A 12,109-nucleotide genomic window follows, 5' to 3' on the forward strand; every position below is an offset into this window, starting at 1 on the left:
ATGACCGACTACGCAAAGCTCGACGCCTGGATCGACGCCCACTTCGACGAGGAAGTGAAGTTCCTGCAGCAACTGGTGCAGGTGCCCACCGACACCCCGCCCGGCAACAACGCGCCGCATGCCGAGCGCACTGCCGAACTGCTCGAGGGCTTCGGCCTCGTGGCCGAGAAGCACGCCGTGCCCGCGCAGGACGTGAAGGACTACGGCCTCGAATCGATCACCAACCTGATCGTGCGCCGCAAATACGGCAAGGACGGCGACGGCGGCCGCACCGTGGCGCTCAACGCGCACGGCGACGTGGTGCCGCCCGGCGAGGGCTGGACCCACGATCCCTACGGCGGCGAGATCGCCGACGGCTCGCTCTACGGCCGCGCGGCCGCCGTGAGCAAGAGCGACTTCGCGAGCTTCACCTTCGCGCTGCGCGCGCTCGAAGCGGTCGCGAAGCCGACCAGGGGCGGCGTCGAACTGCACTTCACCTACGACGAGGAATTCGGCGGCATCCTCGGCCCGGGCTGGCTGCTGAAGAACGGCCTCACCAAGCCCGACCTGATGATCGCCGCGGGCTTCAGCTACGAGGTGGTCACGGCCCACAACGGCTGCCTGCAGATGGAAGTGACGGTGCACGGCAAGATGGCGCATGCCGCCATTCCCTCCACCGGCATCGACGCGCTGCAGGGCGCGGTGAAGATCCTCGAGGCGCTCTATGCGCAGAACACGCTCTACCAGCAGGTCAGCTCGCAGGTCGAGGGCATCACGCACCCCTACCTCAACGTCGGCCGCATCGAGGGCGGCACCAACACCAACGTGGTGCCCGGCAAGGTGGTGTTCAAGCTCGACCGCCGCATGATCCCCGAGGAGAACCCGGTCGAGGTCGAGGCCTCGATCCGCCAGGTCATCGCCGACGCGGCGGCCTCGTTCCCCGGCATCACGGTCGAGATCAAGCGCCTGCTGCTGGCCAATTCGATGAAGCCGCTGGCGGGCAACAAGCCGCTGGTCGAGGCGATCCAGAAGCATGGCGGCGAGCTGTTCGGCGAGCCGATCAAGGCCATGGGCACGCCGCTGTACACCGACGTTCGCCTCTATGGCGAGGCCGGCATTCCGGGCGTGATCTACGGCGCCGGCCCGCGCACCGTGCTCGAGTCGCATGCCAAGCGCAGCGACGAGCGCGTGGTGCTCGAGGACCTGCGGCGCGCGACCAAGGTGATCGCGCGCACGCTGAGCGACCTGCTGGCCTGAGCCTCAGGCGGCCACGCGATACCGCCCCGGCGCCACCCCGAAGCAGCGCCGGAACCAGCGCGAGAAATGCGCCTGGTCGGCGAAGCCGCATTCGGCCGCCACGTCCTTCGGCGCCACGCCCTCGCGCAGCAGCGCCTTGGCGCGGCCGATGCGCGCATGCCGCGCGTAGTGCGCGGGCGTCATGCCCACGGCCTCGCGGAAGGCACGCTGGAAGTGCTCGCGCGACACGCCCATGCGGCGCGCGAGCGCGGCCGGGTCGATGCGGCAGGCATCCTCCTCGGCGAGCAGCGCGCAGATCTCCGCCACGCGCGCATCGGGCGCTGGCGGCTGCAGCGGCATGAGTTCGGGACCGGTCTGAGCACGCAGGATGCGCTCGACCAGGTGGGCGATGCCCGCGCCGTCCGCCGCCGTCGCGGCGGCAGCCAGGGCCTCGGCAAGCTCCGCATCGGGCAGCACCTTGCGCTGCAAGGCACCGCGCGAATCCGTCGGCCAACCCAACCGCGCCGCGACCCAGCCATGCGGCACATAGAGCATCACCATGCGAAAGCTGCGCCGGCTCACGCCCGCGGTGTGCAGCATGTAGGGCGCCATCAGCACCAGCTCGCCCGCATGGGCCACGAGCGCCTCGCCGTCGCAGGTGAACTCGCAGTGGCCCTCGAGGATGGCACCCACGCTCCATTCGGGATGCCAGTGCGGCGCGAAGCGGGCGCGCGGCTCGGCCGCGAACAGCGCCTCCACGCGCAGGCCCTCGCCCGAGGGCAGCACGACCAGGCGGGAGGACGGCGGCGGCGCGGCAACGGCGGTCATCGCGCGAGGGTAGCGCAGCAGCGCCCTCGACACGATCGCCGCGGGCATCGCGCGCAGCCTAGGCAGCGAAGGCACCGCGCACCGTGAGCCCCATCCAGCCGGCCGTGGCCTGCGTGGCGCGCACCTCGCCGAGCAGCGCAAGCTCCTCCACCGGATGGTCGTGGAAGCGCAGGGTGGCGCTGCCCGCGCTCCAGCCCGACTCCACGCGATCGACGATGTCGGCGCGCAGATGGCGCGGCACCGGCACCTCCCGCGGCCGCGTCAGGTCGGGCCAGCCGATCGCGCCGATGGTCGGCGCGCGCAGGAAGCCCAGCCGTTCGCCGGGCTCGCCGTTCAGGGTGACGCTGGCATCGACCAGCCGGCGCTCCTTCACGCTGAGGCTGGCGCCGAGCCGGCTGCCTTGGCCCAGCGAGGCGGCCGCCGGATGGGCGATCGGCAGGCTGCGCGTGACCCAGGTCTGGCCGATCTTCTTGGGCCAGCCCTGCAGCCAGCCGCGCAGCAGCGAGATGTCCTGGTCGACGTAGATGAAGGGGCAGCAGAAGCGCTGTTCGCCCGGAGGGCCTTCGATCTCGAGCACCACGATGGTCTCGCGGTACTGCGCATAGACGGGGTCGAGCAGCTCCGCGCCATCGGCGCCGCAGAACTGCCAGTCGGCGAAATGCACGCAGCCCTGGCCGGTGGCCCGGCCGAGCCCGGCGGGCAGCAGCGCGGCGGCGCGTTCGGCCTCGAAGGCGAAGGCCACGTTGACCAGCCAGCCGGCGTAGTGCCAGGGCGGCGCCTGCACGAGCGCGCTGCGGCCGGAGGCGGTGAAGGGGGGCGAGAACGGGGTGGGCATCGGGAGGCGGTTCACGAAAGTGGAAGACCGCCCCACGATAGGACGCCCGCGCGCGGGCGTCTTGTACGCCAGTGATCCCGCCGCGGTGCCCCTTGCCTCAGTCCGCCGTCGCGAACGCGCGCGCGATCTCCTGCGTCACCTGGAGGAAGCGCGCCATTTCCGCCATCGAGTTGCAGTGCAGCGGCGACACGCGCACCGTGCCTTCGAGCCCGAAGGAATCGAGCATGCGCTTCGAGTAGATGCTCGCGGCCGTGCGCTCGTAGACCGTGACGCCGCGCAGCCCGTACTCGTGCACGGCGCGCGTGCAGTCCAGGCCGTCGAAGCCGATGCCCAGGATCAGGTCGCGCCGGCTCAGGTCGGGGTGGTCGAGGAACACGCGCACGCCCGGCATGGCGCGCAGGCCCGGCTGGCCGTCCACGCCCTCGAGCAGCGCCGCGAGCAGCGCGCGTTCGTGCAGCTCGATGTGCGCGATGCCGGCCGCGAACAGTTCGCGCCGCCCGGTGGCCTCGCTGAAGTGGCCGCCGAGCCAGCAGACGTAGTCGACGATCTCGCTGACCACCGCGAACTGCCAGGGCGCCACGCTGCCGAGGTCCCAGTGGCCGGCCTTCTTGCCCGCGAGCTTGTGGTGCGGCAGGGCCGCGGCGCGCTCCGACATCCAGGCGATGCCCGAGCCGCGGCAGCCGAAGAACTTGTAGGGCGCGAGGTTGATGCCGTCCACCGGCGTCTTCTGCAGATCGATCAGTCCGTGCGGCGCATGCTGCACCGCATCCACCACGATGTAGAGATCGGGCTTGACCTCGCGCGCACGCCGCACGATGGCCTCGATGTCGAGCTTCGCACCCGAGATGTTCGAGGCGTAGATCACGTTGAGCAGGCAGGTGTTGGCATCGACCAGCCGCACGATCTCGTCGACGTCGATGCCGCCGGTCTCGGGGTTGCTGCGCGCCACGCGCAATTCGCGGCCGGTGCGCTCGGCATAGAGCGCCATCGCGTCGTAGGCCGAGGGATGCTCGAGCACGGTGGTCACCATGTTCGTGCCGCCCACGTTCTCGGCCACCGCGCGCACCATGTCGAACATGGCGCCCGAGGCGGTGAGCGCCGCGAAGATGCTGCCGCCCTCGGCATTGAGGATGGTGCGCACGTCGTCCCAGCCGCGCGCCTGCACGGCCTGCAGTTCGAGCGCGGTCTCGTGGATGCGCTCGGTGTTGTCGGGCACCGCGTCGATGGCCGCGAAGCGCTCGATGGCGGCCTTGAGCCGGAACGAGCCGCCCGCGTTGTCGAAGTACAGGCGCTCGCGCCCGTGGTGGTCGCGCTCCACGAGCAGGAAGCGCTCGCGCACCTCGCGCATCAGCGCGTCGGAGAAGGCCAGGCCGCGCGGATGCTGCGCGCCGGTCGGGGAAGAAAAGGAGGAAGAAGCGCTCACGCTCACACGCCCTTGTTGTTCGGGTTCTTGTAGGTCTCGCGCACCGCGTCCGACATCGGAAAGTCGAGGCTCACGTTGCGCGGCGGGATCGGTTGCGTGAACCAACGCGCGTAGAGCTTGTCGATCTCGCCCGACTTCATGAGGCCGGCCACGGTCTGGTCGACGATCGCCTTGAACTTGGGGTCGTCCTTGCGCAGCATGATCCCGTAGGGCTCCTGGCGCAGCGATTCCTTCAGCAGCTTGTAGTCGCCCGCGTTGGGCTGGTTGGCGATCAGGCCGGCGAGCTGCACGTCGTCGAGCACGTAGGCCGCGGCGCGGTCGCTCGCGAGCAGCAGGAAGGCATCGGCCGTGTCCTTGCCCGCGATCTCCTGCACGTCGATGCCGTTCTTGCGCGCGCCGCGCAGCAACTGGATCGAGGTGCTGCCGGCCACGGTGGCCACGGTCTTGCCCTGCAGGTCGGCGAAGCTGTTGATGCCCGAACTCTTCTTGACCGCCGCCGTGATGTTGGTGACGAAATGGCTGGGCGCGAAGTCCACCTGCTGCTGGCGCTGCGTGGTGTTGGTGGTGGTCGCGCAGTCGAGGTCCACGGTGCCGTTCTGCAGCAGCGGGATGCGGTTGGTGGAGTTCAGCAGCGTGTAGCGCACGTCGAGCTTGGGCAGGTTGAGCCTGGCCTTCACCGCCTCGACGATCTTCAGGCAGATCTCGTTGGTGAAGCCGATCGGCGCCGCGTCGGCGCTGGTCTTGTACGAGAACGGGATCTGGGTGTCGCGGCTGCCGATCTGGATCGTGCCGCTGTCCTTGATCTTGCGCAGCGTGCCGCTGTCCTGGGCGGCAGCGACGCCGCAGGCCACTACGAGGGCGATGCCGAGCGCGGCGGGGCGTGCGAAGGCGCGTGGGAAATGCATGGTGAAGTCCTTGGCCGTGTGGGTTGAATACGAAAGTGGTGGGCGCAACCGGTTCGGAGCGCATCTTCGGCGCGGCTTCAAGTTTCCAAAAGCGATTTTTATTCATCGAAAAAGATCGCTTAAAGTGTTCTGTCGCCCAAGGAACGCAGCGCCATGATGACCTTCAAGCAGCTCGAGGCCCTCTACTGGATCGCCCGCCTGGGCGGCTTCGCGCAGGCCGCGAACCAGCTCCACACCTCGCAGTCGGCGGTGTCGAAGCGGGTGCACGAGCTCGAGGCGCTGTTCGACACCGAGCTGTTCGACCGCAGCCAGCGCAGCGCGCGGCTCACCGAGAAGGGCGAGGAGATGTACGTGCTCGCGCAGAAGCTGCTGGCGCAGCGCGACGCGGCGGTCGAGCAGTTCGGCAAGCCCGGCGTGGTGGAGCGCCGGCTGCGCATCGGCGTGACCGAGCTCACGGCCATGACCTGGCTGCCGCGGCTGGTGCGGCTGATCCAGCAGCACTACCCGAAGGTGATCCTCGAGCCCGACGTCGACGACAGCCTGCAGCTGCGCGACAAGCTGCTGGCCGACGAGCTCGACCTGGTGTTTCTGCCCGACAGCTTCGCCGACGCGCGCATGGCGAGCAAGGCGATCGGCGAGGTGAAGAGCGCCTGGATGTGCAAGCCCGGCGTGGTGCCCGCCGACGCGCCGCTGCGGCTGCACGAGCTGGCGCGCCAGCGCATGCTGGTGCAGGGCGGCAACTCGGGCACCGGCCGCGCCTACGACGCCTGGATGAAGGAACAGGGCGTGCAGCCGGCCGACACCATCGTGGTCAGCAACCTGATCGCGCTGGTCGGCCTCACGGTGTCGGGCCTGGGCGTGAGCTACCTGCCGCGCGAATGCCTGCGGCCGATGGTGGCGGCCGGCATGCTGGCCGAGATCGAGGTGGCACCGGCCCTGCCGGTGGTGCGCTACGTGGCGATGCACAAGGGCGAGCACCGCAGCGCGCTGACCTCGTCGATCGTGATGCTCGCGCAGTCCTGCTGCGACTTCACGCGCATGTTCCAGGCGCAGGCCGACGACGCGACGACGCGATGACAGGCTGATGTCGCGGGCCGCGCGCCGCTCGTGACAGCGGCGTGACTTTCATTCTGCTTTCACGCACGCGTCACGACGGGCACCGAGACTCCAGCGCGTTCCTGGCGCACCTGCGCCTCGTTCGTCCCCGAGCGCCGCGGCCTTGCAGCGGCGGCCTCGTGTCCCTTCCGCGTTCCTGTTCCCGTCTTCATGAAATCCCTGTCTTCCCTCCCCGGCCTGCCGCTGTCGCGCCTCGCCTTCTCGCTCGTGCTCGGCACGGCCCTGCTCGCCGGCTGCGGCGGCGGCTCCGACAGCGCCGTGGTGTTCGGCGGCCTGCCCGCCGCGCCCGCCCCGGCACCCGCGCCCCCGGCCCCGCCGCCCGCGCCGGCCGCCGAAGCCGGCCGCTGGACCGTCGGCGACCTGCACGTCCACACCTGGCAGTCCGACGACACGCAGCAGATCTCCACGCTCGACCAGGTGCTGGCCAAGGCCTTCGACCGCTTCGGCCTCGACTGGGTCGCGATCTCGGACCACCTGCGCCTCTCGTCCTACGACAACGACGGCCGCACCCTGCCCGCGCAGATCCCGTTCTCCGAAGGCATGGCCAAGTACCAGGTGCCGCGCATCAAGGCGCTGCAGGCCAGCGGCAAGTACGCCGACAAGACCATCTTCGCCTCGGCCGAATGGGACATGCCCGCGCACGACCACGGCAACGTCGGCATCCTGACCGACAGCCCGATGTCGGATGCCGCGCTCAAGGCCGTGAGCCAGTTCGAGTACCTGTTCACCAACCGCGACGCCGCGCTGTTCCCGGCCGCCGACGTGGCCGCCTGGGGACCGAAGGCCGGCACCGGCTACAACACCCACGCCGAGACGATGCAGGCCGTGGCCTGGCTCAAGAAGAACTATCCGACCACCAGCTACCTGCAGATCAACCATCCCTCGCGCAACCCCGGCAAGTACACGATCGCGCAGCTGCGCGAGATGAACGACCTCGCGCCCGACATCGTGTTCTCGCTCGAGGGCATGGTCGGCAACCAGATGGAGCCCGACCGCGGCGGCTACAACAGCGCCTACATCGACGCCAACCTGCCCTCGCGCACCTACGGCGGCGTCGACCACCTCGTGGCCAAGCTCGGCGGCACCTGGGACGCGTTGCTGTCGGAAGGCCGCCGGATCTGGAACGTGGCCGATTCCGACTACCACTTCACCACCTCGCGCGGCCTCTACAGCAGCGGATACGCGCCCGGCGAGTACGCCAAGAACCACCTGTTCGGCGACATCAAGGACCCGAAGTCGCTGCTCGCGGCGATGCGCGCGGGCCGGCTGTTCGCGGTCAACGGCGACCTGATCGACGCCCTCGACTTCCAGGTCAAGAGCAGCAAGGGCGCCGGCCGCATGGGCACCGAGCTCGCGGCCGCCGCAGGCGAGGAGCTGCAGATCACCGTGCGCTTCAGGAGCCCCGAGCGCAACAACTTCGAGTACCAGCTCGGCAGCGGCCTCTATGCCAACGTGAAGCCCGTGGTCGACCACATCGACCTGATCGCGGGCGACGTGACCGGCCGCGAGCAGCCCGGCACGCCCGGCTACGACCGCGCGACCAGCCCGTCGACGCGCGTCGTCAAGCGCTTCACGCGCGCCGACTGGAAGCTCGACGCCGAGGGCTACTACGCCGCCAGCTTCACCGTGAAGGCCGGCGCCAACCAGTACTTCCGGCTGCGCGGCACCAACCTGGGCACCGACGTGCCCGGCGAGACCGCCAACGGCGAGCCGCTGCCCGACGCGCGCACCGAGGGCAACGACAACGTGGCGCGCTTCAACGCGATCAACGCGCGCAACTACGCCGACCTCTGGTTCTATTCGAACCCGGTGTTCGTGAAGGTGGCGGCGAAGTAGGCCCGGCCCGTCTTCCCCCTCCCTTTCCGCGCGAGAGCGCCGTGGCCCCTGGGCCCGGCGCTCTTTTCTTGCAGCAGCGGTCCGCGCCCGCCCGCCCGCCCGCGTCTCAGGGAATCTACGGATATATGAATATCTGGATGATCTTGATTGTGCTCAGTTTTTGTATACAAATAACGAACTCAAAAACGGGCGCACAAATTGCGTCGCAAGCCGGTCCTCCAACGCAACCCAAATCGAAGAGACGAGGTACAGACCATGAGCACAGCCGTCAGCCAGACGCCCGCCGGGGCCAGCGCAGCCAGCGCCCCGGCGCATGCCGAATCGAATGCCCTCATCAAGCCCGGCTACGACCCGCGCCTGACCAACGAGGACCTCGCGCCGCTCAAGAAGCAGACCTGGGGGCAGTACAACATCTTCGCGTTCTGGATGTCCGACGTGCACAGCGTGGGCGGCTACATCACGGCCGGCAGCCTGTTCGCGCTCGGCCTGTCGAGCTGGCAGGTGCTGGTGTCGCTGCTGGTGGGCATCGTGATCGTGCAGATCTTCTGCAACCTGGTCGCCAAGCCCAGCCAGGTGACCGGCACGCCCTACCCCGTGATGTGCCGCGCCTCCTTCGGGGTGCTCGGCGCCAACATCCCGGCCATCATCCGCGGCCTGATCGCGGTGGCCTGGTACGGCGTGCAGACCTACCTCGCCTCGGCCGCCTTCATGGTGCTGGCGCTGCACATGTTCCCCAACCTCGCGCCCTACGCCGACCTGGCGCAGCACGGCTTCGTCGGCCTGTCGACGCTGGGCTGGGTCGCCTTCATGGTGATGTGGGTGCTGCAGGCCTTCGTGTTCTGGCACGGCATGGACGCGATCCGCAAGTTCATCGACTGGGCCGGTCCGGCGGTCTACGTGGTGATGGCCATCCTGTGCGGCTGGCTGGTGTGGAAGGCCGGCTGGAAGAACATCGACCTGAACCTCGGCGGCATCAAGTTCCAGGGCTGGGACGCGCTGCCGGTGATGCTGTCGGCCATCGCGCTGGTGGTCAGCTACTTCAGCGGCCCGATGCTCAACTTCGGCGACTTCTCGCGCTACGGCAAGAGCTTCGACGCGGTGAAGAAGGGCAACTTCTGGGGCCTGCCGATCAACTTCGTATTCTTCTCGCTGCTGACCGTGATCACCACCGCCGCCACGCTGCCGGTGTTCGGCGAACTCATCACCGACCCGGTGCACACCGTGGGCAAGATCGACAGCACCACCGCCGTGGTGCTGGGCGCGCTGACCTTCATGATCGCCACCATCGGCATCAACATCGTCGCCAACTTCGTCTCGCCGGCCTTCGACTTCTCGAACGTCGCGCCGCAGCACATCAGCTGGCGCACCGGCGGCATGATCGCCGCCGTGGGCTCGGTGTTCCTCACGCCGTGGAACCTCTACAACAGTCCCGAGGTCATCCACTACACGCTCGACGTGCTGGGTTCGTTCATCGGCCCGCTGTTCGGCATCCTGATCGCCGACTACTACCTGGTGCGCAAGCAGCAGATCGACGTGGATGCGCTCTACAGCATGAGCACGCAGGGCAAGTACTGGTACAGCGGCGGCTACAACCCGAAGGCGATCCAGGCGCTGATCCCCTCGGCGATCGTGCCGATCCTGTGCGTGATGGTGCCGACCCTGCGCGGCGCGGCCAACTACGCCTGGTTCATCGGCATGGCGCTGGGCTTCGTGATCTACGCGCTGCTGAACCGCAACACCAAGACCTGAACACACTGCAAGAGAAAGGGAGCGCACCGTGCGCATCAAGATCATCAACCCCAACACCACCTGGAGCATGACCGAGAAGATCGGTGCCTGCGCCCGCGCGGTGGCGCACGCCGGCACCGAGATCGTGGCCGTGAGCCCGGCCATGGGCCCGGTGTCCATCGAGAGCCACTACGACGAGGCGCTGGCCGTGCCCGGCCTGCTGCAGGAGATCGCGGCCGGCGAGCGCGACGGCATCGACGGCTACGTGATCGCCTGCTTCGGCGACCCGGGCCTGAAGGCCGCGCGCGAACTCGCGCGCGGGCCGGTGGTGGGCATCGCCGAGGCCGCGATGCACCTGGCCAGCATGGTCGGCAGCCGCTTCAGCGTGGTCACCACCTTGGGGCGCACCATCGGCCAGGCCTGGCACCTGGCGGAGATCTACGGCATGGAGCGCTTCTGCGCCAACGTGCGCGCCTGCGAGCTGCCGGTGCTCGAGCTCGAGGAGCCGGGCTCGCGCGCGCGCGAACGCATCGTCGAGGAATGCCGGCGCGCGCTCGAGGAGGACGGCTCCGACTGCATCGTGCTCGGCTGCGCCGGCATGACCGACCTGTGCGAGCACATCGGCGAGCTGCTCGGCGTGCCGGTGATCGACGGCGTCGCCGCGGGCACGCAGCTGATCGAATCGCTGGTGCGGCTCAAGCTGCGCACCAGCAAGCGCGGCGAGCTCGCGCGGCCGCTGCCCAAGACCATGGTCGGCGCGCTCGAAGGCTTCACCCTCGCGAGGCCATAGCGGCATGTGCGCCCGGCACCGGCTTTCGCCAAGCGACAATCCACGGATGCCCCGCGCACGTTCCACCCCCGCTCCTTCCCCCGCCGCGCCGGTTGCGTCCGGCGACGGCCCGGCCGCCGCCAGCGAGAAGGCGGACAAGGCCAGCTCCATCGAGAGCATCGCCCAGGACATCGCCACCGCCATCGTCGAGAAGCGCCTGCCGCCCGGCACCTGGCTGCGCGAGGAGGCGCTGGGCCGCGTCTATTCGGTGAGCCGCACCAAGGTGCGCGCGGCGCTGCTGATGCTGTCGAAGGACAAGCTGATCGAGATCATTCCCGACAAGGGCGCCTTCGTCTGCCAGCCCACGGTGGAGGAAGCGCGCGAGGTGTTCGCGGTGCGCCGCATCCTCGAGCGCGAGGTGGTGCGGCTGTTCATCGCCAACGCGCGGCCGCGCGACTACCAGGCGCTCGACCAGCACATCCGCTTCGAGCGCAACGCGCTGCGCCAGACCACCACCATGGGCACGGTGCGCGAGAAGCTGCTGGGCGACTTCCACGTCGCGCTGGCCGAGGCCACCGGCAACCACACGCTGGCCGAGCTGGTACGCGAACTGGTCGCGCGCAGCTCGCTGATCGCGATGCTCTACCACTCGTCGAACGATCCGCACTGCTCGTCCGACGAACATGCCGACTTCCTGCGCATCTGCCGCACCGGCGACGTGGAAGCCGCCGTGAACTGCATGATCGAACACCTCGACCGCATCGAGGCCAGCCTCGAGCTCGGCACCGGCAAGCCCGACCGCCAGCTCGACCTGGTGAAGGCGCTGCTGGCCTGAGGAACGCGCGCATGGCGGCCCACGACACCGGTCTCGCGCTCAGGCGCCTGCGGCTGCTGCGCGGCTTCAAGCAGAGCCATTTCGCGCAGCTCATGGGCGTGCACCAGGCCACCGTGTCGCGCTGGGAGCGCGGCGACCTGCCGCTGTCGAAGGCGCAGCAGGCGACCGCGCACCGGCTGCTGGCCGCGGCGCGCGATCCGCGCCAGGACGCGGCCCTCAAGCGGCTGGTGGAATCGTCCTCGCGCAAGGTGCACCTGATCTGCGACCGCACGCACCGGCTGCTCGCGGCCTCGCCCGCGCGCCAGTCCGAATGGCGCGCCGACCCGGCCGAGTTCATCGGCCGCTCGCTGATCGGCTACGCCTCGCAGGAGATCCTCGCGGCCGAGGCCACGCTCGCGGACCGCGGCTGGCACGAGGGCGAACTGGCCACGCTCGAGATCGCGACCGCCGGCACGCTCGACCCCGTGATCCCGATCCTGCCGGGCCGCGTGCTGTGGGAGCGCATCGCGCTGGCCGACGGCAGCGCGGGACGGCTGGTCACCACCATCGCCTGAGGGGCGGACCGCCCCACGCATAACTTATGCGTGGACGGGGCGCGCGGCCTCGCGCTAGTCTCGCG

11 protein-coding genes are annotated in these 12,109 nt (G+C 69.4%); 7 read left to right on the plus strand and 4 right to left on the minus strand.

Features of this window, described 5'->3' with window-relative positions; all coding sequences use genetic code 11:
* The gene (locus R0232_RS26955; protein ID WP_057596528.1) at window positions 1-1,236 is read left to right on the plus strand and encodes a M20 family metallopeptidase; all 1,236 of its coding nucleotides are present in this window, start codon (window positions 1-3) and stop codon (window positions 1,234-1,236) included.
* A gap of 3 nt (window positions 1,237-1,239) precedes the next feature.
* On the opposite strand, the gene R0232_RS26960 is transcribed toward R0232_RS26955, so the two are convergent.
* The 4 genes from R0232_RS26960 to R0232_RS26975 form a co-directional block, all read right to left on the minus strand.
* Window positions 1,240-2,043 carry an AraC family transcriptional regulator gene (locus tag R0232_RS26960; RefSeq protein WP_431510076.1) on the minus strand — a complete coding sequence of 268 codons (804 nt, stop codon included), beginning with the start codon at window positions 2,041-2,043 and terminating at the stop codon, window positions 1,240-1,242.
* Window positions 2,044-2,101: 58 nt separating this feature from the next.
* A complete protein-coding gene (locus R0232_RS26965; protein ID WP_431510077.1) occupies window positions 2,102-2,878 on the minus strand; it encodes an acetoacetate decarboxylase family protein in 777 nt (258 codons plus the stop codon).
* A gap of 97 nt (window positions 2,879-2,975) precedes the next feature.
* Window positions 2,976-4,226, minus strand: coding sequence for an aminotransferase class V-fold PLP-dependent enzyme (locus tag R0232_RS26970; protein WP_296792309.1), 1,251 nt, complete (start codon window positions 4,224-4,226; stop codon window positions 2,976-2,978).
* 77 nt (window positions 4,227-4,303) lie between these two features.
* Window positions 4,304-5,206 (minus strand): amino acid ABC transporter substrate-binding protein, encoded by a 903-nt coding sequence (locus tag R0232_RS26975; RefSeq protein WP_431510078.1) that lies wholly within the window; start codon window positions 5,204-5,206, stop codon window positions 4,304-4,306.
* A gap of 156 nt (window positions 5,207-5,362) precedes the next feature.
* Between R0232_RS26975 and R0232_RS26980 the strand changes: the two genes are divergently transcribed.
* The 6 genes from R0232_RS26980 to R0232_RS27005 all read left to right on the plus strand — a co-directional run bounded on the left by R0232_RS26980 (window position 5,363) and on the right by R0232_RS27005 (window position 12,044).
* The gene (locus tag R0232_RS26980; RefSeq protein WP_431512930.1) at window positions 5,363-6,283 is read left to right on the plus strand and encodes a LysR family transcriptional regulator; all 921 of its coding nucleotides are present in this window, start codon (window positions 5,363-5,365) and stop codon (window positions 6,281-6,283) included.
* Window positions 6,284-6,472: 189 nt separating this feature from the next.
* Complete coding sequence (locus R0232_RS26985) at window positions 6,473-8,158, plus strand: S-layer protein (RefSeq protein WP_431510079.1); 1,686 nt, start codon at window positions 6,473-6,475, stop codon at window positions 8,156-8,158.
* 255 nt (window positions 8,159-8,413) lie between these two features.
* The gene (locus R0232_RS26990; RefSeq protein WP_431510080.1) at window positions 8,414-9,907 is read left to right on the plus strand and encodes an NCS1 family nucleobase:cation symporter-1; all 1,494 of its coding nucleotides are present in this window, start codon (window positions 8,414-8,416) and stop codon (window positions 9,905-9,907) included.
* A gap of 28 nt (window positions 9,908-9,935) precedes the next feature.
* Window positions 9,936-10,676: an aspartate/glutamate racemase family protein gene (locus tag R0232_RS26995; protein ID WP_057591522.1), complete on the plus strand. Its 741-nt coding sequence runs from the start codon at window positions 9,936-9,938 to the stop codon at window positions 10,674-10,676.
* Window positions 10,677-10,722: 46 nt separating this feature from the next.
* Complete coding sequence (locus tag R0232_RS27000) at window positions 10,723-11,490, plus strand: GntR family transcriptional regulator (protein WP_057591523.1); 768 nt, start codon at window positions 10,723-10,725, stop codon at window positions 11,488-11,490.
* Between the two features lie 11 nt (window positions 11,491-11,501).
* Entirely contained in the window at window positions 11,502-12,044 is a 543-nt protein-coding gene (locus tag R0232_RS27005) for a helix-turn-helix domain-containing protein (RefSeq protein WP_431510081.1), read from the plus strand.
* Window positions 12,045-12,109: the final 65 nt, after the last annotated feature.

Origin of the sequence: Variovorax sp. DAIF25 (genome assembly GCF_050711835.1) — a bacterium.
Lineage (GTDB): Bacteria > Pseudomonadota > Gammaproteobacteria > Burkholderiales > Burkholderiaceae_C > Variovorax.